Below are 25,066 nucleotides of genomic sequence, written 5' to 3'. Positions count from 1 at the left end.
TGCAGCACATTGAAATGTAGTCACAATATAAATGACTGGAGAGATGGCTAAATGGCAACACTAACCACCACCCAAACGTCACCTTCGCTGCTTGGCGGCGTGGTGATCATCGGCGGCACCATTATTGGCGCGGGGATGTTTTCTCTGCCAGTGGTCATGTCCGGGGCGTGGTTCTTCTGGTCAATGGCGGCGCTGATCTTCACCTGGTTTTGTATGCTGCACTCCGGGCTGATGATCCTTGAAGCTAACCTCAATTACCGCATTGGTTCCAGCTTTGACACCATCACGAAAGATCTGCTGGGCAAAGGCTGGAACGTTGTGAACGGCATCTCGATTGCTTTCGTTCTCTATATCCTTACCTATGCGTATATCTCGGCGAGTGGTTCGATCCTGCATCACACCTTTTCGGAGATGTCGCTGAACGTTCCGGCGCGTGCGGCGGGTCTTGGTTTTGCGCTGCTGGTGGCGTTCGTGGTGTGGTTAAGCACCAAAGCGGTTAGCCGCATGACGGCGATTGTGCTGGGCGCGAAGGTGATTACTTTTTTCCTGACCTTCGGCAGTCTGCTGGGGCATGTTACGCCCACGACGCTGTTTAACGTGGCGCAGAGCAACGCTTCGTATACGCCGTACCTGCTGATGACGTTACCGTTCTGCTTGGCCTCATTCGGCTATCACGGCAACGTCCCGAGCCTGATGAAGTACTACGGCAAAGATCCGAAGACCATCGTTAAGTGCCTGGTGTACGGCACGCTGCTGGCGCTGGTGCTGTATACCGTATGGTTGCTGGGGACGATGGGTAACATCCCGCGTCCGGAATTTATCGGTATTGCGCAGCAGGGCGGTAACATTGATGTGCTGGTACAGGCGCTGAGCGGCGTGCTTAACAGCCGCAGTCTGGATCTGCTGCTGGTGGTGTTCTCCAACTTTGCGGTGGCGAGTTCATTCCTCGGCGTCACGCTCGGTCTGTTTGACTATTTGGCGGATCTGTTTGGTTTTGATGACTCGGCAATGGGACGTTTTAAAACGGCATTGCTGACGTTTGTCCCGCCGATTGTCGGTGGCCTGCTGTGGCCGAACGGTTTCCTGTACGCCATTGGCTATGCAGGGCTTGCCGCGACCATCTGGGCCGCCATTGTTCCGGCGCTGCTGGCCCGTAAATCCCGCGAGCGTTTTGGCAGCCCGAAATTCCGTGTCTGGGGCGGCAAGCCGATGATTGCGCTGATCCTGGTATTCGGCATCGGCAACGCGGTTATCCATATTCTGTCGAGCGTGAATTTGTTGCCTGTGTACCAGTAACCTTTTAGTGCCGGATGGCGGTTGCGCCTTATCCGGCTTATACGGTCTCGTAAGCCCGGTAAGCGAAGCGCCACCGGGCAAAACAACGATTACCCCACCAACTCTTCTTTCACCTGCATCGCCAGGTCAAACGAATGTAGCCGTGCCTGATGATCAAAAATCTGGCCGTTAACCATAATTTCATCGGCCTGGGTTTCACGCAAAATGGCGTCGAGACCGTGTCGCACTTTCGCCTTATCACCAACCAGCGACATGCTCAGAGCCTGTTGTACGCCGTACTGCTCGGAAGCGGACCACAACTGATGCATATTCTCTACCGGTGGCGGTAGCTGGCCGGTTTCGCCACGACGCAGTTTCACAAACGCCTGCTGCATTGAGGTGAAAAGAAATTCGGCATCGCGGTTGCTGTCGGCGGCAATGATGTTGATGCACACCATCGCATACGGCTTTGCCAGCCGCGCTGAGGGCTTGAACTGGGTGCGATACAGATGCAGCGCCTGATGCAACATATCCGGAGCAAAGTGCGAGGCGAAGGCAAATGGCAGGCCGAGCTGGGCTGCCAGCTGTGCGCTGTACAGACTGGAGCCTAATAACCAGACCGGGATCTGCTCGCCGTAGCCGGGAACCGGGCGTACATGGGGATTAGGATCGCGGGCGTCGAACCAGTCCACCAGTTCAGCTACGTCGCGCGGGAAGTTATCGATATCACCACTCATATGGCGGCGCAACGCGCGCATGGTCGGTTGGTCGCTACCCGGCGCGCGGCCAAGCCCGAGATCGATTCGCCCCGGATACAGCGTATTCAGGGTACCGAACTGCTCGGCGATCACCAGCGGCGAATGGTTGGGCAGCATAACGCCGCCAGAACCAAGATGCAGCGTGGTGGTATTGGCAGCCAGATAGCCAATCAGCACAGAGGTCGCCGCGCTGGCGATGCCGGTCATGTTGTGATGTTCTGCCAGCCAGTAGCGGTGGTAGCCGCGCTTTTCGGCCAGTCGAGCGAGATCAAGCGAGTGTGTGAAGGCCTCTTTTGCCGAAGATCCTTCAGGGATCGGCGCCAGATCCAGCACCGAGAACGGAATAGTTTTGTCAGTCATAACGGCTCACTTTGTTACCGGTTAATCTTTTAATACTGCATTAAAGATTAGCGAATGTTGTTAACAAAGTGAGCTATTAATCACGGCTGTAGTTCAAGACCTGCCAGTCGCTTCCAGTAGCCGTTGCAGTCGCTGTGGGCAGCAAGCGGTAATGGGGCAGTGCCATTTTCATTGGCGCGGAAGGCATCGAGCATGGCGAACGTGTCGCTGCCTGAAGGGGACAGACGCACAATATCAACCAGACCCTGCATCGATATCAGCTCGTTGCCGAGGTTGTAAACATAGCCGCTCATAGTCTGGATGCCGTTGAGGACAAAGACCTGCTGATTCTCCTGCGACAGCACATCGCGCCCATTCGGGTATTTGATGCAGCAGGTTTCACACTCGTCTTTTGGACGGTCTTCAGAGCGTGCGGTAAAGCAGCGGGCAGAGTACGCCAGCGGCAGATGCCCGTAGCTCAGTACCTCTACTTCAAACTGATTGCGAATACCCAGCTCTTCACACTGGTTAAGCAGATTGACCAGCCAGTCACGGGACAGTTCTACCGGCATACACCAGCGCACCATGCCCTGCCTGAGCAACAAACGCAGGGTTACCGCGTTGTAGCAGTTGAGCGCATGCCCGGCGACAAACGGCAGCTTACGCTCGGCGCACATGTTTACCACACCGAGATCGCTGGCTTCCAGCAGGAAGTCGCCGTTTTCGACATAGCGCTTCAGTTCTCCCAGCTCAGAGGAGGCCTGCACCAGCGCCAGCGTTGACAGCACCACCTGTTTACCGCTGCCAGCGAGCGATTTCGCCATATCGATCCAGTCGCCTACTTTGGTAGCGCGGCGTTTACTGCACACCGCTTCGCCAAGGTAGATAACGTCGGCCTGGCTGGTGGCGGCCTGCTGATAAAAATCTTCCAGCGTTTCTTTCGGCCAGTACCACAGCACCGGCCCTAAGGAATATTTCATTGCTTCTCTCACTGCCATTTACGGTGATACGCGCCAAGCGTGGTCTGCGTGCCTTCGGACATTGAACCGAGCGTTTCCATCCACGCGGCCTGTGGGGCGTAGTTTTGCGGGTCGGCCATACAGCGGTCGATCGCCTGGCGCCACACTTTCGCCACCTGGCTGACGTAGGCCGGGCTACGCTGACGCCCTTCGATTTTCACCGAGGCAATATTGGCCGCCAGCAGTTCTGGCAGCAGCTCCAGCGTATTCAGGCTGGTGGGTTCTTCCAGCGCATGATAGCGCTCGCCATCAACCAGATAGCGGCCTTTACACAGCGTCGGATAACCGGCGTTTTCTCCGTCCTGATAGCGGTCGATCAGCACTTCATTAAGACGGGATTCCAGCCCTTGTTGGGTCTGCTGCCAGCGAACAAAACGGGCAGGAGAGCAGGCGCCAACCGTATTAGGAGACTCGCCCGTCAGATAGGATGAAAGATAGCAGCGGCCTTCCGCCATAATGCACAGACTGCCAAAGGCGAACACTTCCAGGGGAACTGGCGTGACGCGAGCGAGTTGCTTCACCTGGTGAATAGACAGTACGCGCGGCAGCACCACGCGGGCGACATCAAAGTTGCGATGATAGAAATTAATCGCCTCTTCATTGGTTGCGGATGCCTGAACAGAGACATGACGCTCAATATGCGGGTAGCGCTCTGCGGCATACTCAAGCATGGCGAGGTCGGCGAGGATCAGCGCATCCGCACCCAGTTGCGCCGCCATATCTACGGCACGTTGCCAGCGCGCGTAACCATCCGGATGCGCAAAGGTGTTAATCGCGATGTGCAGCTTACGGCGGTGCTGATGGACAAAACTCACCGCTTCCTGCAATTTTTTCTCGGTAAAATTAAGGCCGGCGAAATGACGGGCGTTGGTATCATCTTTCAGCCCGATGTAGACCGCATCAGCGCCGTTCTCGATGGCCGCCTTAAGCGCCGGGAGGTTTCCGGCAGGGCAGAGCAGCTCCATAATTTATCCTGAACGTTGCGCCGTAAAGGGCGCAGAAATGTTAACGAAGAGGGATTTTAGTTAACCTTGCTGAGACAATTTTTGATTTGAGGCAGTTAAAGTCGTATTGGTGATACCAATAAGAGGTAACAATTTCGTAGCGAATTGTTGATTTATGCCGCTATGTCGTTTATTTGATATGGCAAAATAGCAGGATAATTGAAACAGGGAGTAAAGCTCGTGTTGGATAAACTGCGTTCACGCTTAGTACATTTTGGTCCTTCTCTGATGAGTGTACCGGTTAAACTGACGCCCTTTGCGCTGAAGCGCCAGGTTCTGGAGCAGGTCCTGAGCTGGCAGTTTAGTCAGGCGCTGGCCGATGGGGAGCTGGAGTTTCTCGACGGTCGCTGGCTGAGCATTCATGTGCGTGACATTGGCCTTAAATGGTATACCTCTGTTGAGAACGATAAACTTATCGTCAGCCAGAATGCAGAGGCGGATGTGAGTTTTAGCGCGGATGCCAGCGATCTCCTGATGATCGCGGCGCGTAAGCAGGATCCGGATACGCTGTTCTTCCAGCGTCGCCTGGTGATTGAAGGTGATACAGAATTAGGGCTGTATGTTAAAAATCTGATGGACGCCATCGAACTGGATCAGATGCCTAAAGCGTTGCGCGTCATGCTGATGCAGTTGGCGGATTTTGTTGAGGCGGGAATGAAAACGTCGCCAGAAACCAAACAGACTTCGGTAGGTGAGCCATGCTGATTCGAGTTGAAATTCCCATTGATGCCCCAGGTATTGATGCATTGCTGCGTCGTTCATTTGAGAGCGATGCGGAAGCGAAATTAGTGCACGACCTGCGTGAAGACGGTTTCATAACGCTGGGTCTGGTTGCTACCGATGACGAAGGTCAGGTAGTGGGTTACGTCGCGTTCAGCCCTGTCGATGTCCAGGGCGAAGACCTGCAATGGGTCGGCATGGCGCCGCTCGCGGTGGATGAAAACTACCGTGGACAGGGCCTGGCGCGTCAGCTGGTCTATGAAGGACTCGATTCCCTGAACGAGTTTGGTTACGCCGCGGTGGTTACGCTGGGCGATCCGGCGCTGTACAGCCGCTTTGGTTTTGAGCTGGCTGCCCATCATGACCTGCGTTGCCGCTGGCCGGGTACCGAAAGCGCGTTCCAGGTTCATCGCCTGGCGGACGATGCGCTGGAGGGTGTGACGGGCCTTGTGGAATACCACGACTACTTCAATCGTTTTTAAGCGCCGGGGGTTTGCAGGCTGCTCAGTAGTGCCTCAAGCCCTTCGCCTTCAACAAGGCGCTCTTTCTGCCGCTTTGTAAGCTGTTTGACGCGATATTCTAAGCGCAGGGCCAGCGAACGGTCGCCGACCTGAGCCGCAAATGCCAACGTGAGTTCCCCCTTTCCGCGCAGCGCCTTCGCGCCTTTCCCACTTTGATGCTGCTTATAGCGGCGCTGCACATCGGTGGTTATTCCGGTGTATAAGGCGTTGTCCGCAGTACGGATCAGGTACAGATACCAGGGTGTCATTGTCACCATCGACGTGATAATTTTCAGGCCTACAGTATAAAAGAGAACAGAAATGGAAACACTGACTGCGGTGACCCGCTGGCTGGCAAAGCAGCACGTCGTGACCTGGTGTGTACATCATGACGGTGAATTATGGTGCGCCAATGCGTTTTACCTGTTTGATGCGCAGAAGATGGTGTTCTATGTGCTGACCGAAGAGAAAACGCGCCATGCGCAGATGTCCGGGCCGCGCGCGCCGATTGCCGGCACGGTAAATGGTCAGCCCAAAACGGTCGCCCTGATTCGTGGCGTACAGTTTAAAGGGGAAATCCGGCGTCTTGAAGGGCAGGAGAGTGAAGCCGCGCGTAACGCCTACAACCGCCGTTTCCCGGTCGCCAGAATGCTGCCTGCGCCCGTGTGGGAGATTCGACTGGATGAAGTCAAATTCACGGACAACACGCTGGGCTTTGGTAAAAAAATGCACTGGCAACGTGATCTATAGTTAATAGAGTGATTAAAGAGTCAGGGGAAGATTAGCGATGAGTCAGGTGTTAATAACAGGCGCAACGGGGCTGGTAGGCGGAAATTTGCTGCGTATGCTGCTCAATGAACCCCGGGTCAATGCCATCACGGCACCGACGCGTCGACCGCTGGCTGATACGGCTGGCGTCTATAATCCCTATGATCCGCAGCTAACCGATGCGCTGGCGCAGGTCACCGATCCGGTAGATATTGTCTTTTGTTGTCTGGGAACCACCCGGCGAGAAGCGGGTAGCAAAGAAGCGTTTATCCATGCTGACTATACGCTGGTGGTGGACACGGCCCTGACGGGGCGTCGGTTGGGCGCTCAGCATATGCTGGTGGTCAGTTCGATGGGTGCCAATGCCAATTCACCGTTTTTTTATAACCGGGTGAAAGGGGAAATGGAGCAGGCGCTGATCGCGCAAAATTGGCCGCGGCTGACGATTGTTCGGCCTTCAATGTTACTCGGAGAGCGGGATAAACAGCGGGCGAATGAGAGGTTTTTAGCGCCGTTATTTCGGCTGCTGCCGGGGAACTGGAAGTCGATTGAGGCGCGTGATGTAGCCAGGGCTATGCTGGCGGAGGCACTGGCGCCTGGACATGAGGGCGTTTCGATCCTGACCTCTTCCGAACTGCGCGAAAGAGCCAAATAAAATGCCGGAGAGGACGCTCTGGCGTCCCCATCCGGCATTTGTAGCAGTCTTACTTAATAAACGTAAAAGCCGTCGTGACGCGTTTCACGCCGCTTACCCGGCTGGCGATGTCTGCCGCAGCCTTCGCTTCACGTTCAGTCACCAGACCCAACAGGAACACTTCCCCGTTTTCGGTGGTGACTTTCACGTTAGAGGATTTCACCTGATCGCTGGTCAGCAACTGGGAACGTACTTTAGTGGTTATCCAGGTATCGTTAGACGCATCGCCCAGGCCGATTGGCTGACCCTGACGGATCTCGTTAAAGACCTCAGTGGTACCTTCTACACCCATCGCAATCTGTTTTGCCCGCGCAGACAGTTCGCTATTTGGCGACTGACCGACCAGCAGCACTTTACCCTGATACGCGCTCACGTTGATACGCGCCTCTTTCTTGATCTGGGCATCTTTCGACAACGCGGTATTGACGCGTAATTCCAGGGTTCCGTCATCTACCTGGGTGCCAACACTGCGAGGATCCGTCGCGGCTTTGGTGCCGACAGCAGCAGTTCCGACAACGGCGGCAGCGACACAGCCTTGCAGTAGCAGGGCAGCGATAATCACAGCAAGCGGCGAAAATGCCTTCATGTGTACTCCTTAATCATCCTGGTGAGGGAAAAGCGTGTTATCGATGAGATCGCAAAGGCAGTTGACCGTCAGCATATGCATTTCCTGAACGCGGGCGCTGTGGTGTGAAGGGATACGGATTTCAACATCCTGCGGCCCCAGTAACCCGGCCAGCTCCCCTCCGTCATACCCGGTCAGTGCGACAATTGTCATGTCGCGTGTCACGGCGGCTTCAACGGCTTTTACGATATCGCGGCTATTACCACGCGTAGAGATTGCCAGCAGAACATCACCTGCATGTCCCAGCGCACGGACTTGTTTTGCATAAACTTCGTCGTGCAGGCGATCGTTGGCAATCGCAGTTAAGACCACATTATCAGTATTTAGTGCAATCGCAGGTAAACTTGGGCGCTCTGTTTCAAAACGATTGATCATGCTGGCAGCAAAATGCTGTGCGTTGGCAGCGGACGTCCCATTACCACAACAGAGAATTTTGTTGCCATTGAGCAGGGACTGAACCAGCGTCATGGCTGCACGGGAGATCGCATCCGGAAGTGCTTCAGCCGCAGCTATCTGAGTTTGAATGCTTTCTGTAAAGCAGACTTTAATTCTATCTAACACGCTAATCCTTAAGAACCAGGCTCTGAATCTTCAACTATGAGCGGTCGTTGAACGCGTCCTTAAACCACTCAACATCATTTCCGGTGAAGGCTAACACATCGAACCGGCAATCCACAGTATCAAAACTTCCATTGTGGCGCGCAAGCCACAAGCGGGCAGTCTGTAATAATTTGTGTTGTTTGCTCCGGGTCACACTCGCCGCTGCACCGCCAAACTGGGCTGAGCGCCGATAGCGAACCTCAACAAATACGGTGGTGTTGCCTTCACGCATTATCAGGTCGATTTCGCCGCCACGCTCATGCACGTTGGCGGCGATAAAATGCAGTCCCTTGCTCTGCAGCCAGTCACGCGCGGTGGATTCCCACGCGTCACCGGTCTGTTTACTCGTTAACTGGCGGGGACGACTTGTCCTTGCTGGTATTTGAGCCATGATAACTTCCTGTTAATCACACAATCCTGCGTTGCGGTTAAGGCTCCGGTGTTGCCGTTAATTTCGAAACCCTGCACCTGACGCATTTGCGAGAAGTGGTTGGCAAGCGACCAGGCATCGACGCCCATCGCGTACATACGTGCCAGCGAGTAGTCGTTACGAACCGCGCCCAGCGCCTGCTGCATGAGAGGGGCGTTAGCGCCTGCCAGCATCGGAATTTCGCTGTACTGCAAGCCTTCCATCTCCAGACGGAAATCCGGGCCGGCAGTTCCCTGCGCGCTACGGGAGCTGGCGTACAGCGTGGCACCGCTCTGGCTACCGTTGCGCATGGCGATCATCGGCTTTATAAATGCAATTTCTTCCGGCGTTGCCAGAATATATACGGCATCAACACGACCGCTGCCGCCGGTGATTTGCGCATCGGTAGGTGCTGCCGGGATGGTCAGACCGCCAATCGTCACGCCAGGCTGCGCGGGTACAGAAGAGGCCACCGGGCTGCCCGTCAGGGAAATCCCCGAGCCGCCGTTGACGCCCATTTTCAGCTCAGCGGTGGAGCCGAACTTCTGCTGCAGCACCACGCCGCCACCCAGTTTTTGCCACTCCTGTGCAAAGGCGTTGGCAACGCGATCGCCTAACGAACTCCGCGGGATCAACAACAGCGGCGTCTGTTTTCCTTGATCGCGAATGTGGCGTGCTGCGTCGCGCGCTTCATCTTCTGGCGACAGAGCGAAGTAGCAGACGTTCGGCAGGTTTTTCACCGACTCCGGCTGATTAAGCGCCAGGACGTTTAATGGCGTGTTGCTTTTCATCAGCTCTTCAACATTGTTCTTCAACAGTGGGCCAACCACGATGCTGGCGCCATCCTGCTGAACCTGAGTCAGGATCTGATTCAGCGGCAGTGATGACGTGTCGTAGATTTTCAGCTCCGCGGACGGATTCGCTGGTGCGCTGGCGGTTGTTGGCTGCGCAGGCGCTGTTGGTTGTGGAGCTGTAGCTTCTGGCTGTGCTGGCGTCTCGTTGGTCAGATCGCTTACTGACGCCTGAGCCGGACTGGCAACACCGTCAGTCGTTTGCGGCTGTTCCGTGGTCGTCGCAGCCGCTGTATCCGCAGCAGGCGCGGTAACAGCAGGGGCCGCTACGGGTTGAGTACCCATATTTTTCGCAGCTTCAAAGCCTTGCTGAATAGTACGGCCAAATACAGCGGCCTGACCGTTCAGCGGCAGCAGCAGAGCAATTTTGCTGGTGGAAGCGGGTTTAAAGCTCTGCACGTTAACCAACTGCGTTGGCAATAGTTTTGCCCCCGGGTTTTGTGGATAACGTTTCTGCCAGTCAGCAATACCGGCTTTCATCATGTCTGGATCGTTACGGTTATCGAACCAGACGCGCTGGAGATCCAACCAGCCTTGCAGCACGTTTTCATCCGCATTGATGACCAACGCCTGCGCTTGCTCCTGGGTCATGGATGACAGAGCCTGCCAGGTGGCATCCATGTTTTTCTGCTTAGCGTTCGCGGCCAGCAGCGGTTCCTGGGCGATCAGCGCGCGCAGTAACGTCAGTGATGGACGACCCTGGTTGACGTCGATTTGCGCCTGCCAGTATCTCGCCTGCTGGTTTTGATCAAAATCGGCGGGGGTTAGCTTATCCAGCAGGGTCTGTGCGCCAGCGACATCTTTCTGCGCGAGCTTAATTTCGACGGCCAGCAGTGACTGCTCACGACGCTGGGTATCGCTTAACTTCTGTGGTAGCTGGTTGAACAACTCGATAGCCTGTTGGCTCTTGCCTTCTTTCAGCAGTGCACGAATGGCGAGTAATTGCCAGTTGGTCTTGCTATCATCTGAGCTTTGCTGCATTTGTTGCAGATAAAAGCCGGAATCAGCCTGCGCAGTGCCCTGCATATGGGCTGCACTCTGGTCTGGCGCCTGGGTGCCACAGCCTGCGAAAATCAGTGCTGCCAGAATGACTGGTAGCGCGCGTGCGGCTTTCAAACGAGAAAATGTTGAGGGTACCATACTGTATCCAGTGATATTTTTTTACTCAATGCTCAATATTAAATCGGCAATACGGACGACACAATGAAACAACACGAATCGGCGGATAATTCTCAAGGCCAACTCTTTATTGTACCTACTCCTATAGGAAATTTGGCTGATATTACCCAACGAGCGCTCGAAGTTTTACAAGCCGTTGATTTGATTGCCGCTGAAGACACTCGTCATACAGGACTCTTGTTACAACACTTCGCGATTAACGCGCGTTTGTTCGCTTTACATGACCACAACGAGCAACAAAAGGCCGAAACGCTGGTGGCGAAGCTTAAAGAAGGGCAAAACATTGCGCTGGTTTCCGATGCCGGAACGCCGCTGATTAACGATCCTGGCTACCATCTGGTACGGACCTGCCGCGAAGCAGGGATCCGCGTTGTTCCCCTGCCAGGCCCTTGCGCGGCGATTGCTGCCCTGAGCGCTGCAGGTCTGCCTTCAGACCGCTTTTGCTATGAAGGTTTTCTGCCTGCCAAATCGAAAGGGCGTCGTGATGCGATGAAAGCCATTGAGGCTGAACCGCGTACGCTTATTTTTTATGAATCCACCCACCGTTTGCTGGATAGCCTGGAAGACATGGTTGCTGTCTGGGGCGAATCCCGCTACGTGGTGTTGGCGCGTGAGTTGACCAAAACCTGGGAAACTATTCACGGTGCGCCGGTCGGCGAACTGCTGGCGTGGGTCAAGGAAGATGAAAACCGTCGAAAAGGCGAAATGGTGCTGATTGTCGAAGGACACAAAGCGCAAGAAGACGACCTTCCGGCTGATGCGCTGCGTACGTTGGCCTTATTGCAGGCAGAGCTGCCGCTGAAAAAGGCCGCCGCACTGGCCGCTGAGATCCACGGCGTGAAGAAGAATGCGCTGTATAAGTACGCGCTGGAACAGCAGGGGGAGTAAGAAGGCCTGCATTAATCACCGGCTTGTCGGAAGAAATGTCGGAAGAAATGTCGGAAGAAATCGCTGAAAGCGTTGCAGTTAAAAGGCAAACTGCAACGCGTTGCTGCGTCAGGGGGATGTGGCGGTTGCTGTAAATTTTATTTATCAGGATATTGTGAGCCGTCAATCAGGCAACTGACATTGCGGTGCAACCATAAAAATGAAGCAGGAATAGTAGTAGTAACGGAGGCGGCTAGGTATTTTTCTACCGCATCGTGCTTCCCTTCACCTGCTATCAGCAACAAAATCTCTTTTGCATTCAGGATGTCTTTCAATCCCAGCGTAATGCCGTGAGTCACACGACTACCAGCTGTTTTTAACATGTCATGATGGCGCGTTTTCTCCTCAAGTACGCTGATATGGCAAAACGGCTCCAGGAGCTCTGTAGGTTCATTCAACCCCAAATGGCCATTTTTACCTATTCCGAGCAGACATAAATCGAGGCCGCCTCGGCTGGCAATTATCTCTGTGATGCGCTCGCACTCCTGCTCGTTAACATTTTCAGATTGAAAACCAACCAACTGTTCAGCTCGTAAACCCAGCGGTTGAGCGATGTGTTGTTGCAGGAAAGATTCACACGTTGCAGGAGAGTTCAACGGAATACCGACCCACTCATCCAATTTCACGAAAACCACTCGATTAAAATCGATATTACGTTGGTTAATTTTCTCGACAAAGTAGCGATATGTGAGAAGGGGGGTGCCTCCTGTTGCCAGACAGATAGTTGCATCAGGTTTATTCTGTATCAGCGTAATTAACTGTTCGCTGGCGCGATCGCTCAATACGTCATAATTGTCGCAATACTGAATATATTGCATTTTTCGAGTCCTTTTGAAGTAGGGTGTTGCAGGCTGCTTCACCCTTATTTCGTTTAAAGTATGCCGAGTGCTGAAGAGATAATTGACAGTACAAACGTCACGCCGATTAACAGTACTGGATGTGCTTTTTTCACCCGCAACAGGTAGTACATCAGTAACGTGTAGCCCATCGGTAAAATATTCGGGAATACTTTATCGAAAAAATCCTGCTGTAATGCCACGCTGTGGGTACTGTCGATTGCAAAAGAAGTTACAACGTTAATGTGCACATAGGATGCGATAAGTCCGCCAATAACTGTGATCCCGAGGATCGTTGCTGAACGGGCGATCATCTGCGAATTTTCTCGTACTTTGTCGATAGCTTTAACACCTACCGAGTAACCGACATGCGTCCAGCCGACGCGCAAGAAAAAGATCATCAAATAAACGGCGAAAAACAAAATTGGTCCCAGTATGTTTCCCTGGCTGGCGAAAGATGAACATATCCCCGCCATAATAGGCAGTAAGGTGAACCAGAAAATGGCATCGCCGATCCCGGCGATAGGTCCAAATAGCGCCACTTTCAAGCCTTTAATTGTGTCGCGGTTTTCCCCCTTTTCTTCCATTGAGATCAATAATCCCATCAGAAAACCGACCAGATTAGGGTGGGTATTGATAAATTCTAAATGATCTTTCATCGCCGCGCTTAGACCGGCTTTATCATCCTTATAAATTTTTTTTAGTACCGGGAGCATAGCCCAGGTAAAACCACCTGCCTGCATCCTTTCATAGTTAAAGCTGGCCTGAAGAAATGACGAGCGAAAGCCAAGGCGAGTAATGTCTTTTTTACTGATTTCAGATCCCATTGCTATAGTCCCCTTCTTCATTGTTTTTATTAGTGGCAAGTTGAGCCTGCTGTTTGGCTTTCGCATTGAAAAATTCATATACGGCAAAGCCTGCGCCCAATACGGCGACGGGCAGTAGGTTGTTAACCTGGATGTAGCAGACGAAGAGGAAGCCAGCAATCAGGTAAGGTATGTACTGTGCTTTGAACATCACGCGGAGCAACAAACCAAAACCAACAGCAGGCAAAATGCCCCCCGCCACTTCAAATCCATGTGTTAACCAGGCGGGCATGGCTTTTACCAGTGACTGCATAGCGCCCTGTGCCAGATACGTACACAGGAAGGCGATGATGGCGTATGAAGAAGCAACAATCAGTGTTGTCAGCCAGTTCAGACGCGTAAATGTGCTTGTGTTTGCTTCTTTCGCACAGTTATCGGCTTTTGCCATAAACAGAGAGAATGCTGAGTAAAAGAACAATATTACGTATTGCATTAGAAGGCTGAAGGGCAAACCAAGACCGATGGCCGTTTTGGCATCCACGCCGGTTGACCAGGCGATAACGGTAGTCATCAGACCGGCCATTATCGGGTTAGGTGGCTGAACGCCGCCCGCTGGCGTCAGGCCAGCAAATGCCAGCTCGGTCAAACCACCGGTGATGAGGCCAATATGAATATCACCGAGAATTGCACCAGTTAGCGTACATACGATAATGGGCCTGAACAAAAATAGGGCTTCCAGCCAAAAGTCGATTCCAAGAAAGAAAACTAATGCAGCCAGGGATATACCCTGAATAAGGGTTATTTCATGCATATATATCACCTCAAGAAAATAAATCCTTTTATTATGAAAAAGTTGTTTAACCTTTTAATCAGGAATCTGTTCTTTTTGATCTCCGGGGACATCCTGAATAAAAATATTAACACCCTGTTTTTTTATAAAATGCAGGTCATCAAGATCTTGTTCATTAACGTAAACTTTGCTGCTTATCTGTTTTTTGCCTTCAGAGAAATGCATATTTCCGACATTGACATCGTTCAGTTGAATACCTCCTTCGAGCAATCTTCTTACTGTTTGTGGCGTCCGACAAATAAGAAAAATTTTCTGATGTGGTGCGGCCTTACCGATAACGTTTATGGTTTTATCTATGGAAAAAAAGCGGATGCCAAAACCGTAAGTTTCAGCAGTGATGCTCATTAATTTCTGCTGAATCTCATCTTGAGCAACGTCATCATCAATAACGACCAACAAGTTAGCACCAATTGTGGATGTCCATGTGACGCCAACCTGTCCATGTACTAATCGGTTATCAATGCGGGTTAACAGAATTTTTGGACCACTCATATTTTAATCCTCACCATAAAAAGATTGAATTACATTGATTATTGAAATATATTATTATTGCAGTATCAAGTTTATGAATTTATTCAGCGTAATTTAAATGCTATATATCTCTATTATTCGAATAAGAGTGCTAACAGACATTATGCAGATAGCACTCAAGAATAAAAAAGAAATATAACGATGGTCACGATAATTCGCGGACAGCCATCAATTTGTTTGCTGAGCCGCATACATTAATTTTGCTACGCACCACTTCTTTCATCGCATCCATACCGACCCGCATATAATAACGGGGATCATTACCTTGTGGATTTTCCGCAAACCACGCTTTGACTGCATCGGCAAAGGCAATCTTCAGCTCGGTAGCAACGTTAACTTTGCACACACCAAGTTCGATCGTGCGGCGGACGTATTCGTCAGGGACATCGCTTGCGCCATGTAGTACCAGTGGAACGTCGACTACTTCACGAATTTCACCCAGCCGTTGGAAATCGATTTTAGGCGTTTTGGTGTAGAGGCCGTGAGCCGTACCAATGGCGACTGCAAGGCTGTCTACGCCGGTACGCTCAACAAACTGTTTGGCTTCTTGTGGATCGGTGAGGAAGGCGCTTTCGGCATCCACGCTCATGTCATCTTCAACACCGCCGAGGCGACCTAACTCTGCTTCGACGCTGCAATCTTTGGCATGGCAAAAATCTACAACGGATTTCACCAGCTTCACGTTTTCTTCAAACGGGAAATGGCTGCCGTCGATCATTGCGCTGCGTACTCCTGCATTTACTTTGCGGCGAATATCGTCCAGAGACTCATGATGATCGAGATGTAACGCCAGCGGCATGTCGTAGCTGGTGGAATAAGCGCTGCACAGTGCATAGATCTCTTCCAGTGCAATATGCTTAAAGGTACCTGGGGTTCCGGCGAGGATCACCGGCGATCGCATTTCATTGCATACTTCAAGGATCGCCTGGATCGTCTCGGCGTTGTGAATGTTGAAGGCGGGTACGGCGTAGCCTTTTTTTTGTGCATCCAGCAGGAGATATTTTGTGGAAATAATGCTCATATAACGATCCTTTTAGGCGTTCCAGGGATGAATAACAACGCCCTGTACAACGCGGTTCACAGTGCCGCTGGCAGAAGGCGTATCCGGTGTATTGCCGATGTTAATGGATTGCGTCAAAGCAAAGACCTGGGCGTAGATCAGGAAGCAGAACGCTAATTCCATATCAATGAAAGAGCGTGCTGGCGGCAGCAGAATATGTGGGCCAGCTTCAATCACTTCATGGGTTTGTGCGGCAATTGCGACAACTCGTAGCGCCTGACGATCTCGGCGTAACTCTGCCAACAGATCGAGATCGTACTGACGTGTATAGGGGTGGCTGGAAACAAAAACCACTACCAGCGTTTCGTTATCAACCAGCGACTTTGGACCGTGACGAAAGCCAGTCGGGGAGTCATAAAATGCAGCCAGTTTACCCGCAGTCAGTTCCAGAACTTTCAGTGCCGATTCACGCGCAGCTCCCTGTAATCCACCGCTACCAAGGTAGACGATCCGTTTCCACGGATCATTGCCGAACACACCGTCGCTGAAATCGCCCAGTGAAGTCAGGATCGCCTGGCACCGATCGGCTACGTCGCGGAAGGTCTGACTATTGATTTTCTCTGGGGCGAATACTGCCAGGCAACTGGCCATCATGGTGGTAATGCTGCTGGTCATGGCAAAACCACGGTCATGTGTCTCTGCGGGCATTAACAGAGCAAAGGCATTGTCGCTTGCGACTGCGTTTTGATACAGGCAACCAGCTTCGTTACAGGTGATTGGCAGGTGATAACACTCAGATACAAACTGATTAGCCAGTTCTACTGCAGCAACGCTTTCTGGGCTGTTACCTGAGCGAGCGAAAGAAACTAGCAGCAGTGGATGTGCGGGATTCAGATAATCCATCGGATTGGTGACCAGGTCAGTGGTCGGAACGGCAGTGATGTTTTTTCCGGTGTAGCTTGCCAGCCACGGGGCGATGATGTCGCCAATGAATGCTGAGGTCCCGGCCCCGGTTAGTACGATCCGCAGATCGTTTTTGCGCAACAATGGCGCAAGAAAGCTATCAATGGCGGATCGAATATTGTCGATATTGGTGAGAGAACGGATCCAACTGGCAGGTTGTTGACGGATCTCTTCTTCGGTCCAGGTGCCCGTTACCGCAGTAACGGGGGTATAGGTTTCTGGCATAACTTAAGTCCTTAGTCTTGTAAAATCCACATAAGACGCTGGCGAAAATATCGCTATCTTTCGTTTCGTTTCACTTGCTCAATTAATCTATTAATTAAAATCTATAGAAAAGAAATCGAAAGGTCAATAAGCTGAAATGAAATAAAAAGAAAACTGTGATCGTGAGAGCGAGGGATGTAATTATCTTATTGATCTATAAAGATAAGAGTTGTTGTAAGGTGGTTGAGTATTTCCTTAAGCGAAAGGAAAAGAAAGGCCTTGCGATCAAGGATCGCAGGCCAACACAAGACAAAATGAAAGGTCAAAGGGGGAGAGCCTGACCCTGAATCCAGATCTGTTGTAAATGCAGCCCGCTATTAAGCGCGATCGCGTCGGCACGTTTACCCACAGCTAATGATCCCAGTTGGCGATCGATTCCCAACAGACGTGCAGGGTGGAGAGAGGCCATATGAATTGCCTCTTCTGCCGTTATCCCGGTGAACTCGATCATATTTCGTACGGCTGCATCAACCGAGAGCGTGCTGCCAGCCAGGCCACCGGACGTGGTACGCACAATTCCGCTGCGCATTTCCACTTGCTCACCGCAGAGCGAATAGCGCCCGTCAGGCATTCCTGCTGCCTGCATGGCATCTGTGATCAGCACCAGTCTCTCTTTCGCGCAACAGCAGCACAGCTTCATGGCCGCCGGGTGGACATGGTGTCCGTCAGCGATAAGCTCCAGCCAGGCGCGAGGGTCGGTTAACCCTGCGCCAACCATACCGGGCTCCCGGTGATGTAACCCAGTCATACCGTTATAGCAGTGAACCAATCCATCAGCACCTGCATCAAAGGCCGCGCGGGTTTGTTCCCAGGTGGCTGCGCTGTGGCCCAGCATCACTCGAACGTTACGCCGCTTCAGATATTCGATAGCCTGCAATGCGCCAGTTTTTTCTGGTGCCAGCGCAACGACGCGCAATGTGTGCTGGGAAACCGTAATCAGTTCAGCCAGTTCACTGAGCTCCAGTTCCCTGAAAAGCTCAGGCGGGTGCGCCCCTTTGTTCTGCGGCGTAAAATATGGGCCTTCAAGATAACTGCCCAGCACCTGTGCGCCAGGCCCGCCGCAATGGTAGCGACGGGCAATACGCTCCAGCGCACTGTGAATATCCGGTAGTGGAGCGGTGACGGTAGTGGGTAGCCAGTTGGCTACCCCTTCACGCGCTTTGTGCATCGCCAGTTTGTCGAGCGTATCCGGTGCCTCATCCATCACATCGACGCCTGCACCACCATGTACGTGGGTATCAATGTAAGCTGGACAAAGCAGTTCAGCGTCGCGCTCCATAACACCGGATGGGATTGGCTCTATTGCTGCAATGATACCGTCTTCAATATGTAACTGATGATCATCCAGCCATCCCTGTTCGGTTAGTAGACGCCTGGCGCGCAATCGCTTTGTCATATCCCTTCCTCAACGGGTTTTTCCTCGCGACAGCGTCCCAGCTCGTCCACCAGACTGGTTAAACCCCTGTGTCCGCACTCCAACGCCTGCACACGAAACGCTTCGCTGCTCAGGCCGTCGCGCTCCAGCACCATCTCCAGTAGCAGTTGTAGATTGGTACCGGTGATCACTTCAGTACCTTGCCTTTGCATGGCCAGCGTAGAAGCTACGCGAAATGGCGTCCCGCCCAACAGGTCTGTTAGAAACACGATGTCTTGCTGAGCATCCAGTTCACTCACTGCCTGTTCAAGTTGCGAGGTGAGTAAGGCTGTGGTTGAGGTTTCCGGAAAGTCGATGGCGATGAACTGAGTCTGTTCACCCAAAATCTGTTTCATCGCTTTTTCCATTCCGCTGGCAAACCCGCCATGGCCCGTCAAAATAATACCTAACATCTACAACCCCTTATATTTACAGGAAGTGACAGAACTTACCTACGACGCCAAGCACCACGGTAATGGCGATAAGACGAAGAGGACTCCAGCCACGACGGACCAGCCAGAACATAGTCAATGTGTAGACCAGCGGTAAAAATGCTGGCATCAATTTGTCTATAACGTCTGTTTGCAGTTTCACAACCGCGTCGCCAGCAGTAATTTCCAGCGTAGTGCTCAGGCGAACATAGGTCGCTACCAGCGCGCCGATCACCGTCATCCCAACGATGGATGCAGCATGTCCAACCTTTTTGGTGTTAGCTTTTATTAGCGGGATGGCAGCAACGCCCATTCGATAAGCATAGTGTGCTAGCCCAAAGCGCAGACCAAGATGAACCACGTTAAACATAACAATAAAGACAACTGCGCCAAGAATAGAACCTTGCAGCGCCAGACTGGCCCCGATACCACCGCAAATAGGCAATAACGTTAACCAGAACATGGCATCACCAATACCGCCAAGTGGAGCACCTACAGCAATCTTGGTGCTTTGAATACTGTTGACATCCTGCTTGGAGCGTTCCATCGCAAGGATAATCCCGATAACAAACGTGACCAGGAACGGGTGCGTGTTGAAGAAGCCCATATGGCCTTTCATCGAACGCGCCAGATCGCGCTTGTTGGTATGGATCTTTTTCAGTGCAGGTAACAGGCCGTACAACCATCCTGATGCCTGCATACGTTCGTAGTTAAAAGAGGCTTGTAATAACATTGAACGCCAGGCAACACGGTTGATATCTTTTTTCGTCAGCTCAGCACCGATATTCTGGTCTTCGTAGACGTTTTCATTGGTGCCGGACAGCAGCGTTTCTTCGGTTTCGGAAACGTTCGGCAGAGCCGTTTGATTAGATGCCATCTTCGAATTCCTCTTTTTGTGCTGCGGGAGCTGTAGGTTCAGGTGATTTACGCAGAAAATCGATCAGCGCCATTGCCAGTGCTGCTGCTGCGATCGCCAGAACAGGGAGTTTGAGCCAGGCTGCGGCTACAAAACCCAGGATGAAGTAGGGGATATAGACGTTTTTCATCATGATTTTCAGCAGTACGGCGAAGCCGATAGCTGGCATGATGCCGCCTGCCACGCCGAGGCCGTCAATCAGACGAGTCGGCAGAACATCTATAGCGGTTTTGGCATGTTCCGCACCAAAGTAAATCGGCAGGAACGCGCATAAAAAATAGAAGGTCCCCAGCGCCAGCAACGCCAAATAGTTGACCCGCTCAATTCCTGCGGTATCGGCATTTGCTGCCATGCGATCGCACCGAGCCATCACCCCTGACATCACAGAGAACAGGAAGGTAATCCCCATCTGTACCGCTACGGCGAACGGTACCGCCACTCCTACGGCAACTTCGGGTTTTACTCCTGTCGTTATGGCAAACGTGGTTCCCACGATAGTGCCGATAATCACGTTTGGCGGCTGAGCCCCAGCCAGCGGGGCCAGGCCCATCCACACCAGTTCCAGCGTACCACCTGTCAAAATACCGGTATGCAGATCGCCCAGAATCAGGCCGACCAGCGGCCCGAGAACAACCGGGCGGTGCATGTGCGTTAACCCGTTGAACATATCCAGGCCTGCAATAAAGGCGAGAATACCCAACGCAAAAGCCTGCAACAGACTAATTTCCATTGTGAATACCTCAGAGAAGTTTATAGAGGTCCTGGGCGGCTTCTGTTGGAACGCCCTGAACGAAGCACTCCACCCCAGCGGCTTTTAGCCCGTTGAACGCCGTAATATCGGCAGCGTCTACAGAAACCGTTTTGGCGATTTGTTGCTTGCCGTTGGCATAGTGCATATTGCCAACGTTGATACGGTTAACAGGAACACCGCCTTCAACCAGACGGAAGAAATCCGCAGGCGATTTGCAAACCAGCAGAATTTTCTGGCGATCGGCGGCACGGTGAATATTGTCGATCACTTTTTGTAGTGACCAGAAGCGTACGGCGATCCCTTCTGCCAGTACCATTTCCATCAGGTTTTGCTGTACTGGGTCTTCAGCCACTTCATCATTAGCGACCAGCACCAGATTTGCCCCCGCAAATCCGACCCATTGCACACCAACCTGACCGTGAATCAGACGTTCATCAATGCGACTTAATACAATGTTTGGCATGGTATTTTTCTCTTTTTTGTTATTCGTTACGATCTGGAGCACCCAGGCAGGCGCAGTGATATTGCTGCAGTATGTCCTGAATATGGTTAATGATGAGTTCTCGCGGTGTGGCGCTGAGATCTCCCCCGCGCACTTTTACGTACTGCAAGGGTAAATACTGGCTAATTAGCGGCAGTGGAATGGGGTCATCCGCCAGATTACGCACCAGACGTTCGAATGCTTCATCAATCTGGTTGTCCGGCCAGTAGTAACGAACCCGATCGGAGTAGCTATAACCGCGGGCCAAACGGCGCGCGTTGCCATCGCCGTGATAGTGGCTCTGCCAGTATTCTGGTCGATCCAGCATCACGCTTTCCAGCACATGTCGCAGGCCTGAACTGGCTTTTGCTGGCAGCAATTCTTCTTCAATAGCGGCTAACGAAAACAGTGCTTCACGTAGGGCGAAGGTCAGCGCGGGTCCCACTTTCAGAATGGCGAAGTGATCTATCACCAGTTGGCGCAAGGACTGTGGCGTTTGGTAATCGGTAGAATGCGCTTCAAAAACCAGCGTGTCGTAGTCTTCCACCATTTTGCTGAGTGCCACGGCTTTCTGCGGTTGATAATCAATGATGTGTGTGTGGTCGAATTCAACGCCAGGTTGTACCACCAGGGCGATAATACGCGGCCAGATACCTTCCAGCCCGCGCTTTTCAAAGGCGTGATAATGGGCCTGTAACGTTGCACGTGCGGCATCCGGCGTTGTTACCGCCAGTTCGGTTAACGCTTCGTGAGCGCCACCAGGAACCGGAACTTCTGTGCCGATCACATAGACCAGGTCAGACTCACCAAAATGTGCCATACAGGTTTCTTCGGCTACTTTTGCCAGGCGTGCGGCGCGCTCGGCGACGATTTCATCAGTCAGGGGAACCGGGTCGTTAGTACACGACATGCTGCAATCGAGGTGGATCTTTTTAAAGCCTGCGGCGACATAGCTCTTGATCAGATCGTCAGCGTTGGCCATTGCCTCTTCTGCTGGCAGATTTTGCCAACGGTTTGGCCCAAGATGGTCCCCGCCGAAAATCAGCATATCCTGAGAAAAATTAAGCGAGTCGGCTAAACGGCAGACAAAACTGCGAAAATCGGCTGGTGTCATCCCCGTATAGCCGCCAAACTGGTCAACCTGATTAGAGGTTGCTTCGATCAGCAGCGGTGTATGATTGGCATGGGCGTAGCGTATTGCGGCTTCCAGTACGATTGGATGTGCGGAACAAACGGCATAAATCCCGTTTGCCTTCCCCCATTTATGCTGCTCGACCATTTTAGTTAGATGTTTCACTTTCCTCTCCAGGTCAGGTAACTGCGACATCACTCTTTCGTTTTGTTTCATTTAATACTGCATCATGGTGGTATAAAAATAAAACGAAAGATAATGGTTTTCCGATCTGTTTCACAAAAGAAACGCAATGAAAGGTTTCAGCGTAAGTCTGTCTGGCTCTTACCCGTTTACGGGGCTTGCATTCACGTAAAAGAAAGGCGTTAATAGAAAAAACGAAATAAAACGAAAGATTCAACTAAAGGATTTCATATGAGTAACACCGAGTCCTCTGCAGACAAGCGCGTTATCGGCACTAGCGAAAGACGTGAGCAGATCATCCAGCGATTACGGCAGCAGGGAAGCGTTCAGGTTAACGATCTTTCTTTATTTTTTGGCGTCTCCACGGTCACTATTCGTAACGACCTCGCCTTTCTGGAAAAACAGGGGATTGCGGTACGCGCCTATGGTGGAGCGCTGATTTGCGAAAGCAATGCGCTTGTTGTGGAGCCTTCTGTTGAAGATAAGAGCTCACTCAATACGGCGGTAAAACGTAGTATTGCCAGAGCCGCCGCGGAGTTGATCAAACCGGGGCACCGCGTGATTCTCGACTCCGGTACCACGACGTATGAAATTGCCCGCCTGATGCGCCAGCAAACCAACGTCATTGCTATGACCAACGGTATGAATGTCGCCAATGCGTTACTGGAAGCCGAAGGGGTTGAGCTGCTGATGACCGGCGGCCATTTGCGTCGTCAGTCGCAATCATTTTATGGCGATCAGGCAGAGCAATCGCTACAAAATTATCACTTCGACATGCTGTTTCTTGGCGTTGATGCCATCGATTTAGAGCGTGGTGTTAGCACACACAACGAAGATGAAGCGCGTCTCAACCGTCGGATGTGTGAAGTGGCTGAGCGTATCATTGTCGTTACTGACTCGACGAAGTTTAACCGCTCCAGCCTGCATAAGATCATTGATACCCAGCGGATTGATATGATTATTGTTGATGAAGGTATTCCAGAGGATAGTCTGGAAGGTTTACGTAAACATGGGATTGAGGTTGTTCTGGTGAGTATCTGATAAAAAAGTCGGGAAGTTTGCGAACTCCCCGACCTGTAATCGAATTTAGCTTTCAGGAATCAGGTCACTGGCGCCGGGTTAAACACCGCCAGTTGGTTATGCAGTCCCCATTGATCCGAGAAGGTTTTCTTACGCCCACTGGCGACGTCGAGAATAAACTCGAACAGTTTCAGACCCACGTCTTCAATGCTTTCTTCCCCGGTGGCGATGGTGCCTGCGTTGATGTCCATCAGGTCAAACCAACGGTTGGCCAGCTCGGTTCGGGTCGCCATTTTTATCACCGGCACGGCCATCAGGCCGTACGGCGTACCGCGACCGGTGGTGAACACCTGCACGGTGATCCCGGAAGCGACCTGCTGCGTACCGCAGACAAAATCGCTGGCGGGTGTAGCCGCGTAAATCAGGCCACGTTTGGTTGGGCGTTGACCCGGCGACAAGACTTCGACAATCGCGCTCTTGCCAGACTTGGCAATAGAACCCAGCGCTTTTTCCACCACGTTTGCCAGACCGCCTTTCTTGTTGCCAGGAGAAGGGTTGGCGCTGCGATCCGTTTTGCCCATATCAAGGTAGTTATCGTACCAGGCCATCTCTTCGAGCAGGCGTTTACCTACTTCTTCGTTAATCGCACGTGGGGTCAGAAGATGGATGGCATCGCGCACTTCGGTAACCTCAGAGAACATTACGGTGGCGCCGCAGCGTACTAACAGGTCGGAGGCATAACCGACCGCCGGGTTGGCCGTCACGCCGGAAAACGCATCGCTGCCGCCGCACTGCATGCCGACCACCAGTTCTGACGCCGGGCAGGTCTCACGCTGGCGTTGATTGAGTTTTGCCAGATGGCGTTCGGCCACCTGCAAAATATCGGCAACCATCGATTGAAAGCCAACGTGTTTTTCATCCTGCAGGCTGACGATGCTGGCGCTGTCGACCGGAATACTTTTCACGTCGTGCGTGCCTTCCAGCAGGCGCTCTGGCTGCAGTTTTTCGCAGCCGAGTCCAATGACCATCACTTCACCGCCAAAGTTCGGATTTAGCGCAATATTGTGAATGGTACGAATCGGCACGATGGCGGCTGGGGCATTAATCGCCACGCCGCAGCCGTACAGATGATTGAGTCCGACCACGCCGTCAACGTTCGGGTATTTTGGCAGCAGATCGCGCTCAATGATTTTCACCACATAATCCACCACGCCCGCCACGCAGTGCACACTGGTGGAAATACCGAGCAGATTCTTGGTGCCGACACTACCGTCTGCATTGCGATAACCTTCGAAGGTGTAACCTTCAAGAGGCGGCAGCGGTTCTGGCACTTTGGTTGCCAGCGGCAGCGTCTCCAGCGGCGGGGCCTTGGGTAGCTCAACCATTGATTCATCAATCCAACTGCCGCGTGGGATATCGCGAACGGCATAGCCTATCACTTCGCCATAACGCACGATTTCGCCGCGAACAGGAATATCCAGGAGCGCCACTTTATGTCCCTGAGGAATATGTTCAATGAGTTCCAGTCCGTCTGGAAAACGCGTCCCAGCTTTCAGACCATTGTCATTGACAATTATCGCCACATTATCTGTTTCGTGAACTTTAATATAAAACGCCGTTGGCGATTCTTGTCTGATTTCGATGTCGGCCATTGTCCAGTATTCTCCAACAAGGTGGTGATAATAGTGTGGATATTTATATTTTGAATCTAATTATAAGTAATAAAGATTCGGTATCGTGAAATAAGAATGTCAGGAGTTTATCGCCAAGAATGTGATGATGATCACTTAAACTCAGCAAGGCCGCCCCACCAGGGGTAG

The 25,066-nt window shown here is 52.2% G+C and carries 27 protein-coding genes and 1 pseudogene; 7 read left to right on the top strand and 21 right to left on the bottom strand.

The window, feature by feature from the left end:
- Positions 1-51 precede the first annotated feature (51 nt).
- The gene (gene mtr, locus ABIE10_RS17195; RefSeq protein WP_016154664.1) at positions 52-1,296 is read left to right on the top strand and encodes a tryptophan permease; all 1,245 of its coding nucleotides are present in this window, start codon (positions 52-54) and stop codon (positions 1,294-1,296) included.
- Positions 1,297-1,385: 89 nt separating this feature from the next.
- On the opposite strand, the gene ABIE10_RS17190 is transcribed toward mtr, so the two are convergent.
- From ABIE10_RS17190 to ubiU, 3 genes are all read right to left on the bottom strand, one after another.
- The gene (locus ABIE10_RS17190; protein WP_016154663.1) at positions 1,386-2,393 is read right to left on the bottom strand and encodes a luciferase-like monooxygenase; all 1,008 of its coding nucleotides are present in this window, start codon (positions 2,391-2,393) and stop codon (positions 1,386-1,388) included.
- An 80-nt stretch (positions 2,394-2,473) separates the two neighbouring features.
- Positions 2,474-3,352, bottom strand: coding sequence for a U32 family peptidase (locus ABIE10_RS17185; protein WP_152607053.1), 879 nt, complete (start codon positions 3,350-3,352; stop codon positions 2,474-2,476).
- 8 nt (positions 3,353-3,360) lie between these two features.
- Positions 3,361-4,356, bottom strand: a complete 996-nt coding sequence (ubiU, locus tag ABIE10_RS17180) for a ubiquinone anaerobic biosynthesis protein UbiU (protein ID WP_016154661.1) — start codon at positions 4,354-4,356, stop codon at positions 3,361-3,363.
- Between the two features lie 219 nt (positions 4,357-4,575).
- Between ubiU and ubiT the strand changes: the two genes are divergently transcribed.
- Entirely contained in the window at positions 4,576-5,100 is a 525-nt protein-coding gene (gene ubiT, locus ABIE10_RS17175; RefSeq protein WP_016154660.1) for a ubiquinone anaerobic biosynthesis accessory factor UbiT, read from the top strand.
- Entirely contained in the window at positions 5,094-5,597 is a 504-nt protein-coding gene (locus tag ABIE10_RS17170; RefSeq protein WP_016157563.1) for a GNAT family N-acetyltransferase, read from the top strand. Before ubiT ends, ABIE10_RS17170 begins: the two co-directional genes overlap by 7 nt.
- On the opposite strand, the pseudogene ABIE10_RS17165 reads toward ABIE10_RS17170, so the two are convergent.
- Positions 5,584-5,893 (bottom strand): annotated as a pseudogene (locus ABIE10_RS17165) (GIY-YIG nuclease family protein). The gene ABIE10_RS17170 and the pseudogene ABIE10_RS17165 overlap by 14 nt on opposite strands.
- A gap of 43 nt (positions 5,894-5,936) precedes the next feature.
- On the opposite strand from ABIE10_RS17165, the gene ABIE10_RS17160 reads away from it, so the two are divergent.
- Together ABIE10_RS17160 and ABIE10_RS17155 are read left to right on the top strand one after the other, a co-directional pair.
- Complete coding sequence (locus tag ABIE10_RS17160; protein ID WP_016157562.1) at positions 5,937-6,365, top strand: YhbP family protein; 429 nt, start codon at positions 5,937-5,939, stop codon at positions 6,363-6,365.
- A gap of 37 nt (positions 6,366-6,402) precedes the next feature.
- Positions 6,403-7,038, top strand: a complete 636-nt coding sequence (locus ABIE10_RS17155; RefSeq protein ID WP_016154656.1) for an NAD(P)H-binding protein — start codon at positions 6,403-6,405, stop codon at positions 7,036-7,038.
- A 49-nt stretch (positions 7,039-7,087) separates the two neighbouring features.
- On the opposite strand, the gene dolP is transcribed toward ABIE10_RS17155, so the two are convergent.
- Genes dolP through ABIE10_RS17135 form a run of 4 tightly spaced genes read right to left on the bottom strand, consistent with a single transcriptional unit; the run spans position 7,088 to position 10,702 of the window.
- A complete protein-coding gene (dolP, locus tag ABIE10_RS17150) occupies positions 7,088-7,663 on the bottom strand; it encodes a division/outer membrane stress-associated lipid-binding lipoprotein (RefSeq protein ID WP_003024954.1) in 576 nt (191 codons plus the stop codon).
- Between the two features lie 9 nt (positions 7,664-7,672).
- The gene (gene diaA, locus ABIE10_RS17145; RefSeq protein WP_003024948.1) at positions 7,673-8,263 is read right to left on the bottom strand and encodes a DnaA initiator-associating protein DiaA; all 591 of its coding nucleotides are present in this window, start codon (positions 8,261-8,263) and stop codon (positions 7,673-7,675) included.
- Between the two features lie 34 nt (positions 8,264-8,297).
- Positions 8,298-8,693, bottom strand: coding sequence for a YraN family protein (locus ABIE10_RS17140; protein ID WP_019077774.1), 396 nt, complete (start codon positions 8,691-8,693; stop codon positions 8,298-8,300).
- Positions 8,651-10,702: a penicillin-binding protein activator gene (locus tag ABIE10_RS17135; protein WP_200047078.1), complete on the bottom strand. Its 2,052-nt coding sequence runs from the start codon at positions 10,700-10,702 to the stop codon at positions 8,651-8,653. The genes ABIE10_RS17140 and ABIE10_RS17135 overlap by 43 nt, the downstream gene beginning before the upstream one ends.
- 63 nt (positions 10,703-10,765) lie before the next feature.
- Here ABIE10_RS17135 and rsmI point away from each other — a divergent pair, with 63 nt between their 5' ends.
- Complete coding sequence (gene rsmI / locus ABIE10_RS17130; protein ID WP_016154652.1) at positions 10,766-11,629, top strand: 16S rRNA (cytidine(1402)-2'-O)-methyltransferase; 864 nt, start codon at positions 10,766-10,768, stop codon at positions 11,627-11,629.
- 137 nt (positions 11,630-11,766) lie between these two features.
- Here rsmI and ABIE10_RS17125 read toward each other — a convergent pair whose 3' ends face one another.
- The 12 genes from ABIE10_RS17125 to kbaZ all read right to left on the bottom strand — a co-directional run bounded on the left by ABIE10_RS17125 (position 11,767) and on the right by kbaZ (position 22,238).
- Positions 11,767-12,486, bottom strand: coding sequence for a galactosamine-6-phosphate isomerase (locus ABIE10_RS17125; protein ID WP_016157559.1), 720 nt, complete (start codon positions 12,484-12,486; stop codon positions 11,767-11,769).
- A gap of 53 nt (positions 12,487-12,539) precedes the next feature.
- Complete coding sequence (agaD, locus tag ABIE10_RS17120; RefSeq protein ID WP_047499692.1) at positions 12,540-13,331, bottom strand: PTS galactosamine transporter subunit IID; 792 nt, start codon at positions 13,329-13,331, stop codon at positions 12,540-12,542.
- Positions 13,321-14,121, bottom strand: a complete 801-nt coding sequence (gene agaC / locus ABIE10_RS17115; RefSeq protein ID WP_049281849.1) for a PTS galactosamine transporter subunit IIC — start codon at positions 14,119-14,121, stop codon at positions 13,321-13,323. Before agaC ends, agaD begins: the two co-directional genes overlap by 11 nt.
- Before the next feature lie 54 nt (positions 14,122-14,175).
- The gene (agaB, locus tag ABIE10_RS17110; protein WP_047413959.1) at positions 14,176-14,652 is read right to left on the bottom strand and encodes a PTS galactosamine transporter subunit IIB; all 477 of its coding nucleotides are present in this window, start codon (positions 14,650-14,652) and stop codon (positions 14,176-14,178) included.
- Positions 14,653-14,836: 184 nt separating this feature from the next.
- Positions 14,837-15,712: a tagatose-bisphosphate aldolase subunit KbaY gene (kbaY, locus tag ABIE10_RS17105; RefSeq protein ID WP_016157555.1), complete on the bottom strand. Its 876-nt coding sequence runs from the start codon at positions 15,710-15,712 to the stop codon at positions 14,837-14,839.
- 12 nt (positions 15,713-15,724) lie between these two features.
- Positions 15,725-16,879, bottom strand: a complete 1,155-nt coding sequence (locus ABIE10_RS17100; RefSeq protein ID WP_016157554.1) for an AgaS family sugar isomerase — start codon at positions 16,877-16,879, stop codon at positions 15,725-15,727.
- A 301-nt stretch (positions 16,880-17,180) separates the two neighbouring features.
- Positions 17,181-18,314 carry an N-acetylglucosamine-6-phosphate deacetylase gene (gene nagA, locus ABIE10_RS17095; RefSeq protein WP_429156383.1) on the bottom strand — a complete coding sequence of 378 codons (1,134 nt, stop codon included), beginning with the start codon at positions 18,312-18,314 and terminating at the stop codon, positions 17,181-17,183.
- Entirely contained in the window at positions 18,311-18,745 is a 435-nt protein-coding gene (agaF, locus tag ABIE10_RS17090; RefSeq protein ID WP_065554769.1) for a PTS galactosamine/N-acetylgalactosamine transporter subunit IIA, read from the bottom strand. Before agaF ends, nagA begins: the two co-directional genes overlap by 4 nt.
- Positions 18,746-18,761: 16 nt before the next feature.
- Complete coding sequence (gene agaE, locus ABIE10_RS17085) at positions 18,762-19,640, bottom strand: PTS N-acetylgalactosamine transporter subunit IID (RefSeq protein ID WP_003024929.1); 879 nt, start codon at positions 19,638-19,640, stop codon at positions 18,762-18,764.
- A complete protein-coding gene (gene agaW / locus ABIE10_RS17080) occupies positions 19,630-20,409 on the bottom strand; it encodes a PTS N-acetylgalactosamine transporter subunit IIC (protein ID WP_003839998.1) in 780 nt (259 codons plus the stop codon). The genes agaE and agaW overlap by 11 nt, the downstream gene beginning before the upstream one ends.
- A gap of 10 nt (positions 20,410-20,419) precedes the next feature.
- Complete coding sequence (gene agaV / locus ABIE10_RS17075; RefSeq protein ID WP_016157550.1) at positions 20,420-20,893, bottom strand: PTS N-acetylgalactosamine transporter subunit IIB; 474 nt, start codon at positions 20,891-20,893, stop codon at positions 20,420-20,422.
- Between the two features lie 19 nt (positions 20,894-20,912).
- Positions 20,913-22,238 carry a tagatose-bisphosphate aldolase subunit KbaZ gene (gene kbaZ / locus ABIE10_RS17070; RefSeq protein WP_115190130.1) on the bottom strand — a complete coding sequence of 442 codons (1,326 nt, stop codon included), beginning with the start codon at positions 22,236-22,238 and terminating at the stop codon, positions 20,913-20,915.
- Between the two features lie 219 nt (positions 22,239-22,457).
- Here kbaZ and ABIE10_RS17065 point away from each other — a divergent pair, with 219 nt between their 5' ends.
- The gene (locus ABIE10_RS17065; RefSeq protein WP_016157548.1) at positions 22,458-23,267 is read left to right on the top strand and encodes a DeoR family transcriptional regulator; all 810 of its coding nucleotides are present in this window, start codon (positions 22,458-22,460) and stop codon (positions 23,265-23,267) included.
- Between the two features lie 59 nt (positions 23,268-23,326).
- Here the strand turns inward: ABIE10_RS17065 and garD are convergent, their stop codons facing one another.
- On the bottom strand, positions 23,327-24,898 hold the full coding sequence (gene garD / locus ABIE10_RS17060) for a galactarate dehydratase (protein WP_429156381.1): 1,572 nt from the start codon (positions 24,896-24,898) through the stop codon (positions 23,327-23,329).
- Between the last annotated feature and the right edge of the window lie 168 nt (positions 24,899-25,066).

It is taken from the genome of Citrobacter sp. 506 (assembly GCF_050434985.1).
GTDB lineage: Bacteria > Pseudomonadota > Gammaproteobacteria > Enterobacterales > Enterobacteriaceae > Citrobacter > Citrobacter braakii.
This window is presented reverse-complemented; position numbering and strand designations above follow the sequence as displayed.

Excerpts from the sequence above, each read along its gene's own strand:
- ABIE10_RS17140 (WP_019077774.1), bottom strand. The coding sequence starts at position 8,693 with ATGGCTCAAATACCAGCAAGGACAAGTCGTCCCCGCCAGTTAACGAGT.
- agaE (WP_003024929.1), bottom strand. The coding sequence starts at position 19,640 with ATGGCATCTAATCAAACGGCTCTGCCGAACGTTTCCGAAACCGAAGAA.
- agaV (WP_016157550.1), bottom strand. The coding sequence starts at position 20,893 with ATGCCAAACATTGTATTAAGTCGCATTGATGAACGTCTGATTCACGGT.
- agaF (WP_065554769.1), bottom strand. The coding sequence starts at position 18,745 with ATGTTAGGTATTATTTTGACGGGCCATGGCGGGTTTGCCAGCGGAATG.
- ABIE10_RS17100 (WP_016157554.1), bottom strand. The coding sequence starts at position 16,879 with ATGCCAGAAACCTATACCCCCGTTACTGCGGTAACGGGCACCTGGACC.
- agaW (WP_003839998.1), bottom strand. The coding sequence starts at position 20,409 with ATGGAAATTAGTCTGTTGCAGGCTTTTGCGTTGGGTATTCTCGCCTTT.
- ABIE10_RS17185 (WP_152607053.1), bottom strand. The coding sequence starts at position 3,352 with ATGAAATATTCCTTAGGGCCGGTGCTGTGGTACTGGCCGAAAGAAACG.
- agaC (WP_049281849.1), bottom strand. The coding sequence starts at position 14,121 with ATGCATGAAATAACCCTTATTCAGGGTATATCCCTGGCTGCATTAGTT.
- mtr (WP_016154664.1), top strand. The coding sequence starts at position 52 with ATGGCAACACTAACCACCACCCAAACGTCACCTTCGCTGCTTGGCGGC.
- ubiU (WP_016154661.1), bottom strand. The coding sequence starts at position 4,356 with ATGGAGCTGCTCTGCCCTGCCGGAAACCTCCCGGCGCTTAAGGCGGCC.
- ABIE10_RS17135 (WP_200047078.1), bottom strand. The coding sequence starts at position 10,702 with ATGGTACCCTCAACATTTTCTCGTTTGAAAGCCGCACGCGCGCTACCA.
- nagA (WP_429156383.1), bottom strand. The coding sequence starts at position 18,314 with ATGACAAAGCGATTGCGCGCCAGGCGTCTACTAACCGAACAGGGATGG.
- ABIE10_RS17170 (WP_016157563.1), top strand. The coding sequence starts at position 5,094 with ATGCTGATTCGAGTTGAAATTCCCATTGATGCCCCAGGTATTGATGCA.
- agaD (WP_047499692.1), bottom strand. The coding sequence starts at position 13,331 with ATGGGATCTGAAATCAGTAAAAAAGACATTACTCGCCTTGGCTTTCGC.
- kbaZ (WP_115190130.1), bottom strand. The coding sequence starts at position 22,238 with ATGTCGCAGTTACCTGACCTGGAGAGGAAAGTGAAACATCTAACTAAA.
- kbaY (WP_016157555.1), bottom strand. The coding sequence starts at position 15,712 with ATGAGCATTATTTCCACAAAATATCTCCTGCTGGATGCACAAAAAAAA.
- ABIE10_RS17155 (WP_016154656.1), top strand. The coding sequence starts at position 6,403 with ATGAGTCAGGTGTTAATAACAGGCGCAACGGGGCTGGTAGGCGGAAAT.
- ABIE10_RS17065 (WP_016157548.1), top strand. The coding sequence starts at position 22,458 with ATGAGTAACACCGAGTCCTCTGCAGACAAGCGCGTTATCGGCACTAGC.
- rsmI (WP_016154652.1), top strand. The coding sequence starts at position 10,766 with ATGAAACAACACGAATCGGCGGATAATTCTCAAGGCCAACTCTTTATT.
- dolP (WP_003024954.1), bottom strand. The coding sequence starts at position 7,663 with ATGAAGGCATTTTCGCCGCTTGCTGTGATTATCGCTGCCCTGCTACTG.
- ABIE10_RS17125 (WP_016157559.1), bottom strand. The coding sequence starts at position 12,486 with ATGCAATATATTCAGTATTGCGACAATTATGACGTATTGAGCGATCGC.
- ABIE10_RS17190 (WP_016154663.1), bottom strand. The coding sequence starts at position 2,393 with ATGACTGACAAAACTATTCCGTTCTCGGTGCTGGATCTGGCGCCGATC.
- agaB (WP_047413959.1), bottom strand. The coding sequence starts at position 14,652 with ATGAGTGGTCCAAAAATTCTGTTAACCCGCATTGATAACCGATTAGTA.
- ABIE10_RS17160 (WP_016157562.1), top strand. The coding sequence starts at position 5,937 with ATGGAAACACTGACTGCGGTGACCCGCTGGCTGGCAAAGCAGCACGTC.
- garD (WP_429156381.1), bottom strand. The coding sequence starts at position 24,898 with ATGGCCGACATCGAAATCAGACAAGAATCGCCAACGGCGTTTTATATT.